Genomic DNA, 20,497 nt, shown 5'->3' with positions numbered 1-20,497 from the left:
ATTAATTTTTCCAGTTCAATTCTACATATTGAATGAATTTATTAATTTTTGCTCCCAGAATTTCGTAGTCTTCAATTAGGTCTTGATGAGGTCCTATTATAGAAGGATAAAGGTGTAACAACTTATTAAAATGTAAAATGGTTTCATCATTACTGGCGTGAGAATAAGTTAAGAACCTAATGAAATCAGCTTTGTACCGTTTTCATCCATAACCTTCAACAATATTTGTAACTACAGAATCTGCAGATCTTCTTATCTGACTCCCCAATTCTTACAATTCATATTTTGGAAGTTTTAAACTTAGAGAATGAATTTTAAAGAATAAATTCAGGGAAGAATTATAAATATCAAGATCACGGTAACTCGAGCTCATATTATTCGCATTAAAAGTAATTCTCTAATTTAGAAATTTTATTATTATTTAATAAAATCGTGAAACGCGCAACTCCTAACGCGCAACAGTAAAAGAACAATCCAGAAGAGTAACTACACACTTAAAGCCATAACATAAAACACAAGCATTCTAAGCCTTAACACGCCTTTTCATTTCCTCCACGATATTATATGCAGCAGGGCAAATCGCTGTATTTTTAATGGTGATATTAGAGATCTTATGAAAATCCTTCCTATCGGTATGAGGGAATTCACGGCAGGCCTTTGGACGCACATCGTAAATTAAGCAATAATTATCGGCAGCTAAAAAAGTACAGGGCACTTGTTGCAGCACATAATCCTTATCCTCATCTATTCGCAAATACTGCTCAATAAACTGTTGCGGCTTCAGTTTTAAATGTTTACTAATGCGCTCTATATCTTTATTAGTAAAAAGCGGTCCGGTAGTTTTACAGCAATTTGCACAATCCAGGCAATTGGTTCTGGAAAATTCTTCTTCGTGCATTTCCTGCATTTGCCTATCCAGGTCCTTAGGCGGCTTTTTTCTTAGCTTCGCAAAAAACTTTTTATTTTCCTTATGCTTATCTTTGGCCTTTTCAGGGAGATTTTTCAGAATTTCTTCCATTTAGCAAAGATATAAAACCAACCTACACCGCGTTAATGAATCAGCAAACTTCAGTAAAAGACATTTTTGGAAAAGCGATTTCAGCTTACTACCACGAAAAGAACACTACCGATATCCAGGTGCATTCCCCCGATTTTGATGACGATGTAATTCCTATCAATTATTTGTTCCGAAATTATCCTGAAATGCCTCCTTTAGAGCAAAAAGCTTTGCAACTTGCTACAGGCCGGGTTTTAGATGTTGGCTGCGGCGCGGGCAGTCATTCCCTTTATCTTCAGCAAGAAAAAAAACTGGAAGTTACCGCTATTGATACTTCTAAAGGTGCTGCAGAAATTTCCCGGCTACGCGGAATTAAGGATGCTCGAAACATTAATTTTTTCGAATTAAAAGACGAAAAATTCGACACGATCCTAATGTTAATGAATGGTAGTGGAATTATTGGAAAACTTAAAAACCTTGACAAATTTTTTAAAAAAGCTAAAGAACTTCTAAACCCCGGCGGAAAAATACTCCTGGATTCTTCCGATCTAAGCTATTTATTTGATCGCGATGAAGATGGCGGAATTTGGGTAGACTCTGAAGCCGCATATTACGGTGAACTGGAATTTAAAGTGAGTTATAAAGGAGAGAGTTCCGATTATTTTGACTGGCTTTATATAGATTTTCAAACCCTTAAATTTGCTGCTGAAACTAATAATTTCAGTTGTAAACGTATAAAAGAGGGAGAGCACTACGATTATTTAGCTGAACTACAAGCTTTAAAACAATAAATTTATATTTTTACAAAAAATGCTTTTCAATGTTTAAATATAAATACCGTCTTCTACTTCTTTTAATTACTATGTTTAGTTTTTCCTGTTCTTCAGATTCAGATGAAAATGATGATGACGGAATTGCGGGAATAGATAAAACAGCCAATTTGCAAGGCCTGGGCGATTCAGCTCCACATCTTTTAAGCGATGCTGAATTCACTTCTATGAATATTGAAATTGTTTACGTAAACGGATTTGCTCCTAACGAAGCAGCCCTGGCAAATTTCAAAAAATTTCTTGAAGAGCGCACTTTTAAACCCAACGGTATCAATATTAGCTTAAGAGCGGTTTCTTCTTCAGGAAAAGCACCTTTTTCTATAGAAGAAATTGTGGAAATAGAAAAAGAAACCCGTACCCTTTATAACGAGGGCGATGAAATTGCTGTCTATATTTATTTTGCTGACGGAAAAAGCGAAAAAGACGAAGAAAATAAATTCACCCTGGGTTCAGCATTTAGAAATACCTCTATGGTTATTTTCGGCGGAACTATTGAAGATTTTGCTTCACGACCTAATGCGCCTACTGAAAGTGATATTGAAGCCGCAGTTTTGAACCACGAATTTGGGCATTTATTTGGCCTGGTAGATATTGGCACCGAGCCACAATCTGATCATAAAGATGATGATAACGAAGGGCACTGCAATGTTCCCGATTGTCTCATGAGAGCTTCTATAGAATTTGGAAGCGGAATTATTGATGAAATTGAAGGAGGCCGGGTTCCACAATTAGGAATGCACTGCATTAGAGACTTACAAGCTGCAGGAGGTCGATAATTTTCTAAGTTGGAGAGACGGAAAAAAATCTAAAATCGTAACATTTCACTATCAGCCGAAAAAACCTGTTTTAAACGTCATCCTGAACTGGTTTCAGGATCTAAGATGTATTTAATAAAACATGTTAGAAGCTGAAACCAGTTCAGCTTGACGGAAACCATTATTCTTCACCTCAAACTTCTAAAACTTAATTCGCTACTTCACTTATAAATTTGATACGGTATAACCTAAGTTCTTCATCGTCATAATCGCCGTCAAATTCCTGAATAGCCTCATCAATTTTATCTGTTTCAGCTTCCAGGAAATATTCGTGAATTTCTTCCTGTTGGTCTTCGTCTAAAACATCGTCTATCCAGTAATTTATATTCAGTTTGGTTCCGCTGTAAACAATCGCTTCCATTTCCTTAATGAATTCTTTCATCTCCATTCCCTTAGCAGAAGCAATATCATCTAAAGGTAATTTTCGGTCTACATTCTGGATTATATATAATTTTAAAGCCGAATTTGCACCTGTAGATTTCACGACCAGATCGTCTGGCCTTATAATTTCATTTTCATCTACATAACGCTGAATAAGTTCAACAAACTCCTTCCCAAACTTTTTGGCTTTATTTTCCCCTACCCCATAAATATTAGTAAGTTCTTCAATATTCACCGGGTATTTTATAGCCATATCTTCCAGCGAGGGATCCTGAAAAACCACGAAAGGCGGTACTTCGTTCTTTACCCCTACCTTTCTCCTAAGATCTTTTAGCATTTTTACCAGCGTTTTATCTATCCCAGCGCCTCCAGATTGGCTTGCAGTTGGAACAGCTTCAGTAGTACTGTCAAAAATATGATCGTCGGTCATCATAAATGAGGTGGGATTCTTCAAGAAATCCTCTCCTTTAGGAGTAAGTTTTATTACTCCGTAGGTTTCAATGTCTTTTTTCAATAAACCAGCCACCAACGCCTGTCTAATTAAAGCCATCCAATATTTTCCATCTCTGTCTTTACCTTTTCCAAAGAGTGGATGGGCATCGGTTTTATGCGATAAAATAACCGCATTAGATTTACCTACAATTGTTTTTACAACTTCTTTAGATTTATATAATTGCTTGGTTTCTTTTATGGTTCTTAAAAGTAATTTTACCTCTTCGCCGGCTTCGTGCTGCTTTTTAGGATATCTAACATTGTCGTCCATAGAAGCACCTTCCCCGGTTTCGCTGTCAAATTCTTCACCAAAATAATGCAGAATAAACTTTCTACGGGAAACCGAAGTTTCAGCATAGGCAACTACTTCCTGTAATAGCGCATGCCCAATTTCCTGCTCGGCCACAGGTTTTCCGCTCATAAACTTTTCGAGCTTTTCTATATCTTTATAGGAATAAAAAGCAAGGCAATGCCCTTCGCCTCCATCCCTGCCGGCTCTACCGGTTTCCTGGTAATAACTTTCTATACTTTTTGGAATATCATGGTGAATCACAAACCGAACATCGGGTTTATCTATCCCCATCCCAAAGGCTATGGTCGCCACCACCACGTCAATTTCTTCCATAAGAAACTGATCCTGATGTTTACTTCGGGTTTTCGCATCAAGCCCAGCGTGGTAAGGCACGGCGTTTATCCCGTTCACCTGTAAGGTTTGCGCGAGCTCTTCAACTTTTTTTCTACTTAAGCAATAGATAATTCCAGATTTATCGCGATTTTGTTTTATAAAACGAATAATATCTGCATTTACATTTTTTGTTTTTGGCCGTACCTCGTAATATAAATTCGGTCGGTTAAAACTCGCTTTAAATGTATTGGCATCTGGAATTCCAAGATTCTTTAAAATATCTTCCTGAACTTTGGGAGTCGCTGTAGCAGTAAGCGCTATAATAGGAATATTATCTCCTATTCGCTTAATGATACTTCGCAAATTCCGGTATTCCGGTCTAAAATCGTGTCCCCATTCACTTATACAATGCGCCTCGTCTATAGCCAGAAAAGAAATTGTTTGCTGTTTTAAAAATTCAACATGATCTTCCTTAGTAAGCGATTCGGGCGCTACATAAAGCAACTTGGTGACACCGTTAGCGATGTCTTCTTTCACCTGCTTTACTTCGGTTTTATTCAAAGAGGAATTTAGCACATGCGCAACGCCGTACTCTGCCGAAATACTACGAATAGCATCTACCTGGTTTTTCATTAACGCGATAAGGGGCGAAACCACAATTGCCGTTCCTTCTTCAATCAACGCAGGGAGTTGGTAACATAGGGATTTCCCTCCTCCGGTAGGCATTACCACAAAAGAATTATTCTTATTCACTATACTGGTAATCACCTCTTCCTGAAGGCCTTTGAATTGACTAAACCCAAAGTACTTCTTTAGCTGTTGGTGTAAATCAATTTCCGTCAAACTCATTCAATTGTGTTACAATTTTACATACATTTGCATAACTAAAGATACATATTTCTTTAAACTCACAATCCTTAATTTTATCTAAATTTGAAACTGAAGGAAAAAATTCTTATTGCTGCAAAAGAAACGATTTCCATTGAGGCCAAAGCGATTGCAAACCTGGAAAATTTTATTGATAGTGAGTTTGCTGAAGCCGTAGAAAAAATTTACGAAGCAAAAGGAAGGGTAATTGTTACCGGCATTGGAAAAAGCGCCGTTATTGCCACAAAAATTGTAGCTACGCTAAATTCTACAGGTACTCCCGCAATTTTTATGCATGCTGCAGATGCTATTCACGGCGACCTTGGGACCATACAAAAAGACGATGTTGTAATTTGTATTTCCAAAAGCGGCAATAGTCCCGAAATAAAGGTTTTAGTACCTTATATTAAAGATTTTAATAATCTCTTAATAGGCATTACAGCTGACAAAGAATCTTTCCTGGGAAGAGAAGCCGATTTTGTATTGAATTCTTATGTTGAAAAGGAAGCCTGTCCCAATAATTTAGCGCCAACAACAAGTACTACCGCACAAATGGTGATGGGAGATGCTTTGGCCATTTGTCTTTTAAAATTAAAAGGATTTTCACGAAAAGATTTCGCAAAATATCATCCCGGTGGTTCTCTTGGTAAAAAACTTTACCTAAGAGTGAGCGATATTACCGCTCAAAATATGAAACCACAGGTTGCTCCAGAAACTTCGGTTACAGACGCGATTATTGAGATTTCAGAAAAAATGCTTGGAGTAACTGCAGTAATTGAAAATAATGCGATTATAGGTATTATCACCGATGGAGATATTAGGCGAATGCTTAAAAATAATACCGAATTTAAAAATCTTACAGCAAGAGATATTATGAGTCCCAGCCCAAAAACAATAGACCAGGACTCCCTGGCGGTAGACGCTTTAGAAATGCTGGAAGAAAATAAAATCTCCCAGTTACTGGCATTGGAAAACCAAACCTATGCGGGTGTAGTACATTTACATAACCTAATTCGAGAAGGAATTTTATAATGAAGCAAATTGGCACCCCTGAACCAGAGATGTCCTTTTTGGACCACTTAGAAGATTTAAGATGGCACTTAATAAAGGCGGTTATCGCAATAGTTGTTGCCGGTTCCATAGCCTTTTTTTTAAAAGGCTTCATCTTTGACGTATTACTTTTTGGCCCGAGTAGAGGCGATTTTTTCTCGTATGATATTCTCTGTAGAATTTCCACTTCGCTGGGAATGGATGCCGGATTTTGTTTTGACGAGATGCCGTTTAGAATTCAAAGTAGAACAATGGGTGGACAATTTTCTGCTCACGTCTGGACCTCCATAACGGCCGGTTTTATAATTGCATTTCCTTACGTAATTTACCAGTTCTGGCAATTTGTGGCTCCCGCAATGCACGATAACGAGCGTAAACACGCAAAAGGATTTATTTTTATAACCTCACTCCTGTTTTTTATTGGGGTAATTTTTGGTTATTACGTTGTAACACCTTTATCCATAAATTTCCTTGGAAAATATCAGGTAAGTGAAGCAGTTTTTAATGATTTTGACCTGGGTAGTTATATAGGTTTGGTTAGAGCTTCAGTGCTAGCCAGCGGACTTATTTTTGAATTGCCCATCGTTATTTATTTCCTTACCAGGGTTGGTGTAGTAACTCCGCAATTCTTAAAGAAATATAGAAAATACGCCTTAGTGATTGTACTGATTCTTTCAGCTATAATAACACCTCCGGATATTGTTAGCCAGATTATTGTGGCTATTCCGGTATTGATACTTTATGAAGTAAGTATTATTATTTCAAAAGTGATCTATAAACAAGAACAAAGAAAAATTAATAAAAGATAGCTATGATCAACAAAGTTGACGAATTCAATGCTTACCGTCAGCAGATGAACGATAAAATTCTTGGTGAGAACAATAAAGTTCTCAAAAGGATTTTTAATTTAGATACCAACGCCTTTGCAGAAGGTGCTGTAGATAAGAAAACCAAAGAATTACTTGGGTTAGTAGCCTCGCTGGTTTTACGTTGTGACGATTGTGTAAAATACCATTTAGAATCCAGTTTTAAAGAAGGTTTAAGCCGGGAACAGGTTATGGAAACGCTAAGTATTGGCACTTTAATTGGCGGAACTATCGTAATCCCTCACCTTCGCCGTGCCCACGAATACTGGGAAGCTTTAGAGAATGCCAACGAATAGCAGGATGGCATAAAAAATGTAACTTAGCTCTAAAATGCTTGTTGAATGAAATTACGCGCCGAGAATTTAGTTAAAGCCTATAAAGGAAAAGAAGTTGTAAAAGGAATTTCCCTGGAAGTAAACCAGGGAGAGATCGTTGGTTTATTGGGGCCAAATGGTGCCGGGAAAACCACTTCTTTTTATATGATTGTGGGACTTATTAAGCCAAATTCCGGGAAGATCGTTTTAGACCAAGTAAATATTACCAAGTACCCGATGTACAAAAGGGCTCAGCATGGTATTGGATATCTTGCCCAGGAAGCATCGGTTTTCAGAAAACTTAGTATTGAAGACAATATTATGAGCGTACTGGAACTCACCGATCTTTCTAAAGAAGAACGCCACCATAAAATGGAAACCCTTATAGAAGAATTTGGTTTAAGCCATATTCGCAAAAACCGTGGAGACCTTTTAAGTGGTGGGGAAAGAAGACGTACTGAAATTGCCCGCGCTCTAGCTACCGACCCCAATTTTATTCTTCTCGATGAACCTTTTGCCGGTGTAGATCCAGTAGCCGTAGAAGATATTCAAAGAATTGTAGCTCAGCTAAAAGATAAAAATATCGGAATTCTTATTACCGATCACAACGTACAGGAAACACTGGCCATTACCGATAGAACTTACCTAATGTTTGAAGGAAGTATCCTAAAACACGGTCAACCCGAAGAACTCGCTGAAGACGAAATGGTAAGAAAAGTTTACCTGGGACAGAATTTTGAGCTTAGAAAAAAGAAGTTGTTTAGGTAATAAAGTGCAGAAGATAAATGCTGAACTCGATTCAGACTTTATCCCGAATTCCTTTCGGAATCTAACTTAAAACAACTTAGACCCTGAAACCAGTTCAGGGTGACGATATATCCTGAATTAATAATTTCAGAAGGCAATAGCTATTTATATTCTAAGCTAAATCCTCAACCTCACAGGTTTTGAAAACCTGTGAGGCTTTTTTAATGCACATTCTCTACTTCCTCTTTCTTCGGAAAAACTACCGATAAAACCACATAAGAAAAAATAATAAGGGGCACAGCTACAAACTGAAACACCAGGATTAATACCAAACATAATAAAAGAAAGAAATAGCGTAATTTATTATCGGCAAAACCCCAATTCTTAAATTTCAAGGCAAAAAGTTTTATTTCGGCATTTAAGAGATAACAACTTATTAGCGTGATTGCAATTAGAAACCATTCATTTAAAATTAAACCGGTTAAGAAACTTTCTGGTTGATAGTTTAAAATAAGCGGAAAACTCAAAATTAGCAATGCATTTGCAGGAGTAGGAACACCTATAAAAGAGTCGGTTTGGCGATCGTCTACATTAAATTTTGCCAATCTATAAGCCGAGGCTAAGCTAATAAGCAAGCCAATTAAAGCAATGGTATTGAAATTCCAATCCCACCAACCGGGATTAACTTCCCAGCCAGTATTTTCTACTCCCGAATTTCCGGGTAGTGCATTATCCAGCAATTGATACATCACAATTCCAGGCACTACGCCACTAGTTACCACATCAGCCAAAGAATCGAGTTGTAACCCAATATCACTGGAGACTTTTAGGCTTCTGGCGGCAAGTCCATCAAAAAAATCGAAGAAAATTCCGCCGGCTACAAAAATTGCGGCCATAATGAGATTACCCTGCACTGCAAACATTACCGCGATGGTCCCGCAGAGAAGGTTTAAAAGTGTAATTAAATTCGGAATATGTCTTTTTATACTCATAGATTGGTTTTCTGAAATACTAAACTAATCAATTGCGGCCTGTTTCTACAAGTTTTTTCACTTTCTGAAGTAACAATTACAAAAGCTTTAACTTCAAAGAAGTTACCGAAACCTCTTTAAAAAAGAATAGTTTGTTATTTTTGAACAGAATTTCCTAAGTATGAAAAACCTTCTTTATGCAATTTCAAGCGGAGTTTTATTAGCACTTGCCTGGCCAACTTATGGTTTTCCTTTGCTTTTATTTTTTGCCTTTGTGCCGCTACTCTATGCAGAATTTAAAGTTAGAAATTCTGAAAAAAAATATATAAAATGGAAGGTTTTTGCAATGGCTTATTTAAGCTTTTTTCTCTGGAACCTCATCACTACTTACTGGCTCTATTTTTCTACCGCATTTGGTGGTGCTTTTGCCGTCCTGGTAAATTCCCTGTTAATGGCGCTGGTATTTTTGCTTTATCATATTGTAGCAAAACGCACCGGATTTAGCGCTGCATCGGCATTTTTGGTTAGTATTTGGATGGTTTTTGAAAAACTGCATCTCGCCTGGGAATTTTCCTGGCCCTGGTTAAACCTGGGAAATGCTTTTTCTGAATTCCAAAACTGGGTGCAGTGGTACGAATATACCGGCACATTTGGTGGCACACTTTGGGTTTGGCTTGTCAACATTGCTTGTTTTAAAGCCGTATTGCTTTACAAAGAATTCAAGGATAAAGATTTTATTTACCGCGGCATCTTCAAAATCGCAGTATTGATTTTAATTCCGATTGGAATTTCCTATTTCCTGTTAAGCCAAATTGAGGAAAAAGGAGAAACGATGGAAGTGGTAATCCTGCAACCCAACATTAATCCGTATATCGAAAAATATAACACCAACGATACCCGAATTGGAGAATTATTACTGAAACTAAGTGAAGAGAAAGTCAATGAAAATACTAAGCTTATTCTAGCTCCTGAAACCGTTTTTGCCGATGGAACCGTGCTTCCAAATTTTGAACAATCTGAAGCGGCTTTTTTCTCAAGGCAATTAATAAATCGATATCCCCAAACTAATTTTCTTAGTGGGATTTCTTTTTATGAAAGATTCCGGGATCCTGCAAAAGTTCGGGAACAAAGCAATCAATTAGGGCCAAACGATTGGTACGACGATTATAATTCGGCATTTTTAATGAATTCGGAAGATATTCCGCAGCTTTATCATAAATCTAAACTCGTGGTTGGCGTAGAGAACTTTCCTTACCAGGAAATCCTGAAACCTATTTTAGGTGATGTTATGATAGATCTTGGTGGCACCGTAGCGATGAAAACCACACAGGAAGACCGGGAAGCTTTTGCTCTAAATAATAATTCGGCTACAGGCCCAATAATTTGTTACGAATCTGTTTATGGAGAGTATGTAACCGGTTATATAGAAAACGGCGCTGATTTTCTTAGTATTATCACCAATGATGCCTGGTGGGGAAATTCCCAGGGCCATAAGCAGCATCTTAGTTATGCTAAATTACGTGCAATAGAAACCCGACGCGATGTAGTGCGAAGTGCAAATACTGGAATCTCAGCATTTATCAATCAAAAAGGAGAAATTACAAAAAGTCTGGGTTATGAGAAACAAGGCAGCATCAAGGCTAATATTCACCTTAATTCAGAAAAAACTTTCTACGTAGAATATGGAGATTATTTAGCGAGAGTAGCCCAATTTCTGGCTTTATTTATTTTCCTCTTCGCAATAGTGAAGTATAAACGAAACAGGCCTTCATAAAGCTTTTCCTGCTTACTGCTACTGCGCACTGCCAACTGAGAACTGAACTATTGCCCTCGAAAGAAAATAACGGTGCTTAGAGTTTTCAGGATAATATTCAGGTCAAGGAAAATTCCTCGGTGTTTTATGTAATAGAGATCATACTGAAGTTTTACCAGGCTATCGGTATGGCAATTCCCATAATCTGCTTTTACTTGCGCCCAACCGGTTAAACCTGGTTTTACCACGTGTCGTGTTTCGTAAAAGGGAATCACCTCAGATAATTCACGGACAAAAACCGGCCTTTCCGGTCTTGGCCCTATCAGGCTCATTTCACCTTTTAAAACATTATAAAACTGCGGGATTTCATCGAGACGGGACCTTCTCAAAAACTTTCCGAAGCGAGTAGTACGTAAATCGTTCTTTTGGGCATATTGAGGGCCATTGGGCTCAGCATCTTTTACCATAGTCCTCAATTTTAAAATCCTAAAAACTTCTCCATACTTACCAATTCTTTCCTGCCGGTAAAAAAGGGAACCACGGTTGCCAAGGAAGTTGGCTATTAAAATAATAGGCAGCATTAGTATCAAAAAAGTCAATCCTATTAACGCGATAATAATATCAAATATTCTAAAGAAAAATTGATAAAATTTATTCTGATTGCTTCGGCTAAAAGGAAAATATCGGTAAAAATCTTTATCTACGTGCTGCACGGGAATTCGCTGGGTAATTTCCTCATAAACCTGGGTATAATCTTTAATAGGAAAACCTGCTTTCAGCAACACACTAAGTTGATTGTAGAGAGCCAGCATCAAACCTTCTTTGTAACCACTCGCCACCACAATTTCGTTTATATGGTGCTCTTTAATAGCTTCCGTAAGGTCTTTAACCTCAAACCTAATTAGCTTATCTTCATCTATTTCTGAAGAAATACGGTCTTCGGTTTTAATATAACCCACCACCACATAATTGGGATCTGATTTTTGAAGATCGGAACTAATAAGGTTTATATCAAAAGAATTCCCTACCACCAAAACCCTTTTATAAAATCTCGGGGAAGAAATTAAAGTGATATACACAAGACGCCATAAAAGCAGCGGAATTAAAATAGCAAGAAAGAAAAAGAGAATTTGCAACCGATTTTCGGGCAGACTGGGTGTTAAAAAAGGCGTCAGCATATAAAATAAAACTGTAGCCCCGGAGCTTAACATCGAATTTTGTAAAACACTGTCAAAATTTGAAGCTTTTTGAAGATCATAGAGTTCAAAAATACTGGCAAAAAGGTTAAAATAGAGAAGTAATACCAGTGTCCAATACCAGTTTTGGGAAGTTATTCTAAAATAATCGAAATCAAAGATAATTCCTATCAGGCTAAGGCAGGTTAAAATACAAAGCGAGTCTAATAAACGCAGTAATACCTTGCGCTCAGAGATTTCAAAATGTACAAGTGGCCGTTGGGACATAGCTTACTTACTTACGGGTTAAAGATAGAATTTTTTTGATTTCTGCCACTTTTATTACAGGAAAATGAAACAAAAGCATCTCGGCCTCGAATGCACTAATATTTTTCTAAAAAACCCTTAAACTTTCACCCTCTCGCGCAAAATTTAGCATGACGTAAAACATAATTCTACTTCATCTTGAATACAATTCTCAATTTACCGTCCCCTTGAACTTGTTTCAAAGCCTGCTCCGGAATTTATTCGGAGGTCTAAGTTGAAGTGGAATTACTTTCATATTAGATTCCCGAAGTAAATTCAGCATGACCACAAAAGGTCTTTAATTAAAAACCTCAGCGAGGCGGTATGTTTATCGTAAAATTTCTTTCCAATCCTTCTTTACTATCTCCCAATCGAAATTCTCTGCCTGGCGTCGGGCGTTTTGACTTAAACTTTCAGCTAAATTAGGATTTTGAAGAAGTTCCTTAATTGCATTTAGCATTGCTGTTTTTTCATTTAATGGCACCAACAAACCTGTTTTCTTATTCTGAAGTAAATAAGGAATTCCGCCAACATTTGTAGAGACAATTGGGAAACCCAGAGCCATTGCTTCTATTAAACTTACCGGGGTGTTATCTACATTGGTTGTGTTAAGAAAAATGTCGTAATCTTTTGAAAGGGCGGTCCATTCAGATTTAGTCAATTTCCCTGTGAATTTAACCGGCAACTTATTTTTTTCGGCGTAATTCACGCATTCCTTATAAGATTTATCTTTTTCCGGACCAACCATACAAAGTTCGGCATCGGGATAATCAATTAATAAAGCTTCCAGAACTTTTATCGCAAGCATTGGGTTGTAGATTTCAGCAAAAGCACGTACCCAAAACAGTTTTGGTTTTAAATTTTTTCTAAGTTTAAATGGATAATCTTGCAGAAAAATAGAATTTGGAATGTATTTTAAATTAGTAAATCCTGCTTGTTGAAATACTTCAAAAAGATAGCGTGAAGGCACAATATTCAGTTTAGCATTTTTAAATAAAGAGGCTGATAACTGAGGATTTTTTTTTAATCTCCTGGGAAGACCACCACCGTGAAGTAGTAGAATATAATCAAGTTGTAAATTTTCACAAAGTTGGGCCGTTAGCACTGCATACCAGAAATTTCTTGTGCTATATGTATCTATCAACACATAATTTGTCCAGGATTTATTCTTAATTATAGAAGTTAGCATTTCAGATAACCTCAACGCCTGGTTTTTATGAGAGGAAGATGTTTTCACCTCAAAACCTTCATTTCTCAATAAGGGTGATAATTGATCTATAGATGTGGGCGCCCCGCCCCGATCTTCCAATTCATTGCCAATATAAAGCAGTTTTTTCATCTGTTTATATTTTTAACCATAAGGTTGGAATTAGGAACAAATTTATAATTATACTTCGGCTTGTGGCCAATCTCTGGGTCCAGCATCGTGCTGGTTTCATGAATTGAGCACCCTATTCCAGTCGGTCTTTACTTTCTCCCAGGCAAAGTCCTCAACTTTATTTCGGGCATTTTCGGTAAGAGTCCTGGCTTTTCCAGGATCTTCAATAAGTTTAGTAATTTCCGCAGCCATAGTTTTGGCATCGTTTACCGGCACGAGGACACCATCAGAATTATTATTGATTAGCATGGGCATTCCTCCTACGTTGGTAGAAACCACTGCAAGTCCCAGGCTCATGGCTTCTATAACGCTAATTGGCGTATTATCTATGTTTGTGGTGTTAATGAAAAAATCGTAGTCTTTTGATAGTTTTGCCCAGGCTTTTTTCTTTAGTTTCCCCGGAAATTCAATATTAAGCCCATGGTTTACAGCAAACTTTTTACAGGTTTTCATCGTCCCATCTTTATCAGGGCCTACCATGCAAAGTTTAGCATTTGGGTAGTCTTTTTTAAGCAATAAAAGAACTTCCAAAGCCATGACAGGATTATAGCGTTTCTGAAATCGTCTTACCCACAATAATTTCGGCTGAAAATTCTCCCGCTTCTTAAAGGGGTAATTCTCCATCTGGATTGCATTGGGAATAATCTTAGTATTATGAAAACCTTCAGCTTTAAAAATATCATATAAAAATTTAGAGGGCGCTATATTGATCTTCGCTTTTCCGAAAAGACTCTGACTATATTTTTTTGTAGCGCTTAAACGTTCGGGCAGATTTCCGCCGTGAAGAATGGGAATATAATCTACATTATAGGCCTGGCAGGTTTTAGCCACCAGGTAGGCGTAATAAAAATTCATGGCCCCGTAAGTATCGATAAGTACAATATCGGTAGTTTTATGGTAGCGAACAATAAGTCCGAGCATTTCGATTAAGCGTAACGCCTTATTGCTCCGGGTAGAAGCCGTTTTTACCTTGTAGCCTTCCTTTCGCAGCATTTTGCTGAAAAAAGAAATGTAGGTAGCCGTAAAGCTATTAATCTGTAAGTCGTTTCCTATGTACAGGATGCTTTTTGTCATCTACTATATATAATAAGGCCAATCCGTAAACGAAGCCCGGTAAGGCAATTCGCATAGCCGAATGATTAATGGTTAAGAACCAAAATGCTAAGAACGCCAAAAAATAATAATTGTTCTTAAACTTAGTCCAGAAAATTATGGGAACTAAGATAAGAATTAGAATCGCAACCAATCCTAGAAGTCCATGTTCTGAGAGTAACCTGCTAATTTCATTATGGGAAGCAGTGGCTGTTCCCGTCATTTCGCTTCGCATCCCTTTTCCCTTCCCCACACCAATACCAATTACCGGATTATAATAAAAACCCTGCAACTCGGTAATAATAAGTTCTGTTCTTCCTGTGGTAATATCATCTTCCAATCTTCCAGCTGCGTCCCTGTTAGTATATCTATTTACAATGAGCCCTTCAGTTTTAAAAGCTGTAAACAGCCATATCATAACACCTATAATTCCAAAGACTCCCATTTTAAAAACAATCTTGCTTTGCTCTCTACTATCTTGCTTATAAAAATAAACCAATACAAAAGCCATGATGCAAATAACTGCCGTTAAAACCCCACCCCTGGAAAAAGTTATAATTGCTCGATAAGTCATTAAGGCAAGTAATCCCAGGTCAATAAAATTTATTGTTTTATTCTTAATTAGAAAAAAACGGGTAAATAAAATTATCGCGCCCATTCCCATAACTGTAGAAATTTGATTAGGGCCATAACCACCCGAGGTAGCATAATTTGAATTTGTTCCACTCATTAAAGCTTCCCCAATACTTGGGGTGTATAAAAACAAATAAATCATATTAGCTACAAGTGGTAATAAAAGCATCAGCAGCACATAGTTAAATTGTGTTTTTGTTATTTTCTTATAGTAGCAATACAATGCAGAAACCCCTAAAGTCACGGGACCGCTAAGGTTAAAAGCAACAGCTTTTCTAAACACCACATCATAATCTAAAGTAAACGAAGCGACTACCACCCCGGGAAATAGAATAAGTAGGTAAAACCAATAGGAAACAGTTTTTGAAGAAGTTCCTTTATAAAACATTCCGATAAGAAGAAATAAAATAACCGAATACTTACCGGTTTCGTAAAAAACCATCGAACCCGTCATCCGATATAAAACTTCTGCTCCGGAAATATAAGCAGCTGCCATTAATGCTTCGTTGTTTTTATTTTCTTTTAAAATAACATACACCAGCCAGAAACCCAGGGTGCCAAATAATAAAAATTGCCCAGCAGGTCTATATATATATACCACCACCGCTATCAAAAGATGAAGCAATAGTAATTTTAGATAGTTTATGTATTCTAGCTTTTTAATAGGGTTCCTTTTATATATAACTAAGTTTAATAAATCCTAAAACCTCTTCATTTCTTAACTTGTTCCAAAAAGATTTTGCTTGAATAAACTCAAATTCTATTGTAGAATTCCAGTAAATCTAATCTATAGGAATTTTCTCCAAATCGAGAACTTATCCTACTTTTTAGTTCTGCTCCTTTAAGTAAGCAAAGTTCATTATTTTCGGCAAAACTTAAAATTGCCTGAGCAAGTTCTTCGGAGTTGTTCCGTTCCACCAAAATTCCGGCGCTTCCGACTACTTCTGGAATCTGCCCAATATTTGTGCATACAACAGGCAGAGTTGCCATTCCATATTCCAGTAAGGCCAAAGGCATACCTTCTGAACGAGATGATAAAATTCCCAGGTTCGCCTGCTCCAATATTTTAGGGATATTCTTTTGGGTTCCATAGAAAAAGATTCTATCAGCGGCTGCCGATGAAGAAATTTGTTCCAGCACAGCTTTAGAGTGTGCAGTGCCAGGATCTTCCCCTACTAAATGTAAACTAATCATCCGGTTAGAAGCCGCCGCTATTTCGAAAGCCCTCAAGAGATTGAGATGATCTTTTTGCGGTCTTATATTTCCAACACAAATAATCTTAAAACTGCCAATTTCTCCTTTTAATTTTGGAAATGAACTTCTTATTCCATTTTCAGAAATAAAGTTATTTAAATGAATCACTGATTCAGTCTTCAGTGTTTTTTCAGCCCATCTTTTTAGAACTTTATTTACAGATATAATTCCATCAAAATATCCTGAAAGTGGCTTAAGAACTTTTATGCTTCTAGCTTCCAAATTTTCACTTTCTCCATAATGATCGTGCCATACGAGTTTTACTTTACTCGATATCTTCATCAACACTCCCAAAAACCAGGAGGTTCCATGAGCATGAATAATGTCAATTTTATTCTCACGAATATAATTCGTTAGTTTTATAATCGCTTTTGGATCAAGACTGGATTTTTTATTCAAAAACAGATATCCCACCTCAGGTTTTAATTCTTCTTTTAGTAAACCTTCCTGTCGTGTACAACATAAGAAAGATCCTTTCACAAATGGCTCTAACGAATTAGCGGTATTTATCGCCATCCGTTCTGCACCACCGGGTCGTAAACTATCTATTAATTGCAGTATTCTTAAAGGTTCCTGGTTTGGGGTTTGTTGTTCACAGTTGTCGGTTGTGGGTTTTGGGTTTTCAGTTGTGGGTTGTGGGTTTTCGGTTCTCTGTTTGTTTAGAGTTTGTTGTATAGAGTTATCGGTTATAGCTTCTCGGTTGTGAGTTGTCGGTTTTGGGTAACCGGTTGCTGGAATGGATTTTATATTTTGGGATCTGTAGTTTATAGGTGTTTTTCCTAAAATTTCCTGGATTGCCTTTTCAAACCTCTCTAACGTATATTGCTGACTCCATTTCTGAGCCGCAAAAGACATTTGCTTCAATTTTTCGGGATTTTCTAAAAGTCCTGTTATTCTTGAAATCTGCTCTTCCAAAACAAGTGATCTCTCCCCTTTATTTTCGTTTACCCTTTCTGCATTGGGAATTAATATACCACGATCGCCATAATTTACCATCCACGGCACACAAGAAACAGGCGTAGCGACGGGAATACAGCCAAACCACATCCCTTCCGCCAAGGCTTTAGGCCAGCCCTCACTATTTGAGAGTAAAACAACAAAATGTGCTTTTTTATAAGCCTGCTTTAATTCTTCCAGACTTTTACGGCCTCTTAGTTTTACGAGATTTTGGAGTTCTTTCTTTTGAATATACGATCTTAAAGAATTATCCAGTACTCCGTCACCATAGATATCAAGTTCTGAAATCACTCCCTTATTTTTAAGACTTTCAATAAGGTCAATAGCTTCAAAAATTCCCTTGCCATTTACCAGGTTTCCCGTAAAGATGAATTTATAGGGCTGTTCGAAATCTTTTACAATAGATTCCCTTTGCTTTTCTGAAAAACTCGCGGTAAAAAAAGAAATTATATTATCTGACTGGTTTAGGCAATCGCCATACACCAACACTTTGATGTTCCTACTCAAGAACTTATTACCTAAAATCCATTTCTGCAGCCTGTAAGTCCAGGGCTGTTTGGCCTCGGGATCCCAGTTTCCTGCATATTTTACAGATTTAGGTTTGTTTGGAAAAAAGACCTGGGCTATACAACCTAGTAAGCTGATATTGCCAGGGCATCTTAAATGAATATGATCGGCACAACGCATTGTACCCAGTATTCTAAAGAAAATAAACGGAATCTTTATAATCGAATCTAATACCCCCGAAAAATTCAATAAATGAAAAGATGGAACTGTCGTAAAGCTAAGACATACATGCTCATAAGCTTCACCAGAAAAACTCCCCCTCCGGGGGCTGGGGGGATTGGGGGCCAGGGGGGCCACTATTTCAACCTCTCCTACATGCTTAAACCACATATTCATCTCCCTAATATAAGGCGCATAGCTGTAGTATCTATTATTTTGAATTGAGTGTGGAATATATGTGATTACAGCGAAACGCATTTATTGAAAAAGATTATAGATATCTATAAAATTAAATTTTAAAGTTCTCTTATATTGAAATGTCTTTTCTCCAGTTGTATTTCTATCACCATCATATACCATATAATATCCCTTTTCGTTTGACTGTACATCCAGGTGATGCATCCCACGATTAAACCAGGGAATTTCTAGTTGAGGACCGAGATACATGTGGTGGGCTAAAGTTAACTCTAATTGTCCAGAATTACTCTCCAGTTTATGTATTGAAATACCGGTTCCATATCCCAGTGTTCTGTTTTGAACAGGCAAATACCATTCTTCATTTACTTTGAAAAATCGCCCTCCTGGTCTACTCTCATCCCCCCATCTCGATTTATAATTTGGATGTTCTTTCCATTTTCCTTCTAAAGAATCAGCGGTAAAGAAAAATTGTTCAAGATTATCATTTACCCCCACTATAAGGTTCAGTTCTTCACTTAATAAAATAGAAGGGTCTTTAATTAAAGTTTCATGAAGCAGGGTATCTTCAATCTTCCATTCGAATGGAAAATTTCTTGCTTTATATAATAAAACATTTCCGCTTCCCTTAGTTTCCGGGAGCATATAATATTCATGCTTATATTTAAAGACTTGCGGATAAGAAAGATGAAAATCTTCATCCAGAACGATTCCCTGGTATTGATAATTCTTTCCATCCTCTGATGAGAACAAAGCAATATTGGCATTCCCTCTTCCCTTTAACTCGGTAAAGAGATAAAATTTCGACCTATCCTGAATAAAAAAAGGGTCAGCTATATAACAGATATCTTCGGGAATTAAAGCATCAATTTCTTTGTAACTAAAAATGTTTTTTTCGTCCAATTTTGGTGCAGGAAACAACTTTTGGGTTTGCATATAACCAACTGACCAATTTCCGATTGCTGGAGTTATAAAAGGATATCTATAGTTAAAGATCATGAGAACGATCAATCCAAGACAAAATGCGATAACAGCAAACTTAATTATAGGTTTTCTCATTTATCACTTTTCGGTTTATTCCAGAGTAAACTCCACCATCCTGCCACTCGCCCCAGACTCTCGGTCAAAGCCTTTTTTCTTTGTGAAGTTGTAAATACATTACTGAATCGAACTAAAGTTAATAAAAAAGCAGTAGCGTGCCATTTTATCCTCGACTTTAAATCTGGTGAAGGATATTTTACTCGCCATACATACCAACCATTCCTTAATACCATTTTACCGTATTTAAACTGATTGGGACGGCCAGATTCATTGTGATGATGATAAAGTTGTGCTGAGGTATTAACGTATAACTGACCTAATTTTGAAGCTCTCAGGCAAAAATCCATGTCTTCATAAAGGCCATAGCCTTCAAAATAAGATGAAAAATTAATTTTATCAAAAATTCCTTTTCGGTAGGAAGCCACACCCCCCATAAAACTTTCTACTTTATAGCTTTTCCCGGTCGGAGGTAGAAATCCTATGGCATAGCCATTTGAAAAATCGGGCATGTAACCAGGTGGAACATCTGGCTGTAAGCCTAGTTTCTTTCTAAGTAAGTGCCTGCTCGCCAATTTTCTTGAAAATCCATCATATTCAAATTCATCAAATTTTATAACCTCCTTATCTTTTATCCAATCTATTTCATTTTTAATATAACCCCCAACTCCCAGGGCATCAGGAAATTTTCGGTAAGTATTTAAAAGATTTTGGAAATATGTTGGAGTAAGCACAATATCATCATCCAGGAAACAAACAACTTCAGAAGAAGTGGCTACTCTTTCTATACCGAAATTTCTTTGTTTGGTTAACCCTCTATTTTTAGGCTTAACCTTAAAATATTCTAAATTCCTAAAGCTTTCTTTCTTTAGAAGATCTTCGGTTTTAGCATCTGGTGAGCCGTCAATAATTAGTATTTTATTAGGATAAACAGTTTGATTCTCTAAAGATTTTAGCAGCTTAAAAAGCGATTCATGTCTCTTGTAGGTGCAAACTACAAGGCTAAAATTCAATGTTTCAGGGATTTTTTCCATT

At 37.0% G+C, this 20,497-nt stretch carries 17 protein-coding genes and 1 pseudogene; 7 read left to right on the top strand and 11 right to left on the bottom strand.

Going from position 1 to position 20,497, the window contains the following annotated elements; translation table 11 throughout:
* Position 1 precedes the first annotated feature (1 nt).
* Together B5488_RS15290 and B5488_RS15285 are read right to left on the bottom strand one after the other, a co-directional pair.
* A pseudogene (locus tag B5488_RS15290) lies at positions 2-268 on the bottom strand (four helix bundle protein).
* 255 nt (positions 269-523) lie between these two features.
* Entirely contained in the window at positions 524-1,018 is a 495-nt protein-coding gene (locus B5488_RS15285) for a YkgJ family cysteine cluster protein (protein WP_079736052.1), read from the bottom strand.
* A 35-nt stretch (positions 1,019-1,053) separates the two neighbouring features.
* Between B5488_RS15285 and B5488_RS15280 the strand changes: the two genes are divergently transcribed.
* On the top strand, positions 1,054-1,788 hold the full coding sequence (locus B5488_RS15280; RefSeq protein WP_079736051.1) for a class I SAM-dependent methyltransferase: 735 nt from the start codon (positions 1,054-1,056) through the stop codon (positions 1,786-1,788).
* A gap of 29 nt (positions 1,789-1,817) precedes the next feature.
* Positions 1,818-2,603, top strand: coding sequence for a hypothetical protein (locus B5488_RS15275; RefSeq protein ID WP_079736050.1), 786 nt, complete (start codon positions 1,818-1,820; stop codon positions 2,601-2,603).
* A 187-nt stretch (positions 2,604-2,790) separates the two neighbouring features.
* On the opposite strand, the gene recQ is transcribed toward B5488_RS15275, so the two are convergent.
* Entirely contained in the window at positions 2,791-4,989 is a 2,199-nt protein-coding gene (gene recQ, locus B5488_RS15270) for a DNA helicase RecQ (protein WP_079736049.1), read from the bottom strand.
* Between the two features lie 84 nt (positions 4,990-5,073).
* Here recQ and B5488_RS15265 point away from each other — a divergent pair, with 84 nt between their 5' ends.
* Genes B5488_RS15265 through lptB form a run of 4 tightly spaced genes read left to right on the top strand, consistent with a single transcriptional unit; the run spans position 5,074 to position 8,005 of the window.
* Positions 5,074-6,039: a KpsF/GutQ family sugar-phosphate isomerase gene (locus B5488_RS15265; RefSeq protein ID WP_079736048.1), complete on the top strand. Its 966-nt coding sequence runs from the start codon at positions 5,074-5,076 to the stop codon at positions 6,037-6,039.
* Complete coding sequence (gene tatC, locus B5488_RS15260) at positions 6,039-6,866, top strand: twin-arginine translocase subunit TatC (protein WP_079736047.1); 828 nt, start codon at positions 6,039-6,041, stop codon at positions 6,864-6,866. The genes B5488_RS15265 and tatC overlap by 1 nt, the downstream gene beginning before the upstream one ends.
* Before the next feature lie 2 nt (positions 6,867-6,868).
* Complete coding sequence (locus B5488_RS15255) at positions 6,869-7,219, top strand: carboxymuconolactone decarboxylase family protein (RefSeq protein ID WP_079736046.1); 351 nt, start codon at positions 6,869-6,871, stop codon at positions 7,217-7,219.
* 45 nt (positions 7,220-7,264) lie between these two features.
* The gene (gene lptB / locus B5488_RS15250) at positions 7,265-8,005 is read left to right on the top strand and encodes an LPS export ABC transporter ATP-binding protein (RefSeq protein ID WP_079736045.1); all 741 of its coding nucleotides are present in this window, start codon (positions 7,265-7,267) and stop codon (positions 8,003-8,005) included.
* Positions 8,006-8,205: 200 nt separating this feature from the next.
* Here lptB and B5488_RS15245 read toward each other — a convergent pair whose 3' ends face one another.
* Entirely contained in the window at positions 8,206-8,976 is a 771-nt protein-coding gene (locus B5488_RS15245) for a CDP-alcohol phosphatidyltransferase family protein (protein ID WP_079736044.1), read from the bottom strand.
* Positions 8,977-9,136: 160 nt separating this feature from the next.
* Between B5488_RS15245 and lnt the strand changes: the two genes are divergently transcribed.
* On the top strand, positions 9,137-10,729 hold the full coding sequence (gene lnt, locus B5488_RS15240) for an apolipoprotein N-acyltransferase (RefSeq protein ID WP_079736043.1): 1,593 nt from the start codon (positions 9,137-9,139) through the stop codon (positions 10,727-10,729).
* A 47-nt stretch (positions 10,730-10,776) separates the two neighbouring features.
* On the opposite strand, the gene B5488_RS15235 is transcribed toward lnt, so the two are convergent.
* The 7 genes from B5488_RS15235 to B5488_RS15205 form a co-directional block, all read right to left on the bottom strand.
* Complete coding sequence (locus tag B5488_RS15235; protein WP_079736042.1) at positions 10,777-12,171, bottom strand: exopolysaccharide biosynthesis polyprenyl glycosylphosphotransferase; 1,395 nt, start codon at positions 12,169-12,171, stop codon at positions 10,777-10,779.
* 346 nt (positions 12,172-12,517) lie between these two features.
* Positions 12,518-13,528: a glycosyltransferase family 4 protein gene (locus B5488_RS15230; RefSeq protein ID WP_079736041.1), complete on the bottom strand. Its 1,011-nt coding sequence runs from the start codon at positions 13,526-13,528 to the stop codon at positions 12,518-12,520.
* A gap of 96 nt (positions 13,529-13,624) precedes the next feature.
* Complete coding sequence (locus B5488_RS15225; RefSeq protein WP_079736040.1) at positions 13,625-14,641, bottom strand: glycosyltransferase family 4 protein; 1,017 nt, start codon at positions 14,639-14,641, stop codon at positions 13,625-13,627.
* A complete protein-coding gene (locus tag B5488_RS15220) occupies positions 14,598-15,917 on the bottom strand; it encodes an O-antigen ligase family protein (protein ID WP_231919751.1) in 1,320 nt (439 codons plus the stop codon). Before B5488_RS15220 ends, B5488_RS15225 begins: the two co-directional genes overlap by 44 nt.
* 128 nt (positions 15,918-16,045) lie before the next feature.
* Positions 16,046-18,487 carry a glycosyltransferase family 4 protein gene (locus tag B5488_RS15215; protein WP_079736039.1) on the bottom strand — a complete coding sequence of 814 codons (2,442 nt, stop codon included), beginning with the start codon at positions 18,485-18,487 and terminating at the stop codon, positions 16,046-16,048.
* The gene (locus B5488_RS15210; RefSeq protein ID WP_146128754.1) at positions 18,488-19,483 is read right to left on the bottom strand and encodes a glucosamine inositolphosphorylceramide transferase family protein; all 996 of its coding nucleotides are present in this window, start codon (positions 19,481-19,483) and stop codon (positions 18,488-18,490) included.
* Entirely contained in the window at positions 19,480-20,496 is a 1,017-nt protein-coding gene (locus B5488_RS15205; protein WP_079736037.1) for a glycosyltransferase family 2 protein, read from the bottom strand. The genes B5488_RS15210 and B5488_RS15205 overlap by 4 nt, the downstream gene beginning before the upstream one ends.
* Position 20,497 lies beyond the last annotated feature (1 nt).

The sequence above is a fragment of the Salegentibacter salegens genome (assembly GCF_900142975.1).
GTDB classification, from domain to species: domain Bacteria; phylum Bacteroidota; class Bacteroidia; order Flavobacteriales; family Flavobacteriaceae; genus Salegentibacter; species Salegentibacter salegens.
The sequence above is the reverse complement of the archived record's forward strand: the minus strand, read 5'-3'. Positions and strand labels throughout refer to the sequence as shown.

Bases quoted from the DNA above. Each gene is read 5' to 3' on its own strand.
- B5488_RS15285 (WP_079736052.1), bottom strand. From the start codon at position 1,018: ATGGAAGAAATTCTGAAAAATCTCCCTGAAAAGGCCAAAGATAAGCAT.
- recQ (WP_079736049.1), bottom strand. From the start codon at position 4,989: ATGAGTTTGACGGAAATTGATTTACACCAACAGCTAAAGAAGTACTTT.
- B5488_RS15210 (WP_146128754.1), bottom strand. From the start codon at position 19,483: ATGAGAAAACCTATAATTAAGTTTGCTGTTATCGCATTTTGTCTTGGA.
- B5488_RS15205 (WP_079736037.1), bottom strand. From the start codon at position 20,496: ATGGAAAAAATCCCTGAAACATTGAATTTTAGCCTTGTAGTTTGCACC.
- B5488_RS15275 (WP_079736050.1), top strand. From the start codon at position 1,818: ATGTTTAAATATAAATACCGTCTTCTACTTCTTTTAATTACTATGTTT.
- B5488_RS15245 (WP_079736044.1), bottom strand. From the start codon at position 8,976: ATGAGTATAAAAAGACATATTCCGAATTTAATTACACTTTTAAACCTT.
- B5488_RS15215 (WP_079736039.1), bottom strand. From the start codon at position 18,487: ATGCGTTTCGCTGTAATCACATATATTCCACACTCAATTCAAAATAAT.
- lnt (WP_079736043.1), top strand. From the start codon at position 9,137: ATGAAAAACCTTCTTTATGCAATTTCAAGCGGAGTTTTATTAGCACTT.
- B5488_RS15235 (WP_079736042.1), bottom strand. From the start codon at position 12,171: ATGTCCCAACGGCCACTTGTACATTTTGAAATCTCTGAGCGCAAGGTA.
- B5488_RS15280 (WP_079736051.1), top strand. From the start codon at position 1,054: ATGAATCAGCAAACTTCAGTAAAAGACATTTTTGGAAAAGCGATTTCA.
- lptB (WP_079736045.1), top strand. From the start codon at position 7,265: ATGAAATTACGCGCCGAGAATTTAGTTAAAGCCTATAAAGGAAAAGAA.
- B5488_RS15255 (WP_079736046.1), top strand. From the start codon at position 6,869: ATGATCAACAAAGTTGACGAATTCAATGCTTACCGTCAGCAGATGAAC.
- B5488_RS15230 (WP_079736041.1), bottom strand. From the start codon at position 13,528: ATGAAAAAACTGCTTTATATTGGCAATGAATTGGAAGATCGGGGCGGG.
- tatC (WP_079736047.1), top strand. From the start codon at position 6,039: ATGAAGCAAATTGGCACCCCTGAACCAGAGATGTCCTTTTTGGACCAC.
- B5488_RS15225 (WP_079736040.1), bottom strand. From the start codon at position 14,641: ATGACAAAAAGCATCCTGTACATAGGAAACGACTTACAGATTAATAGC.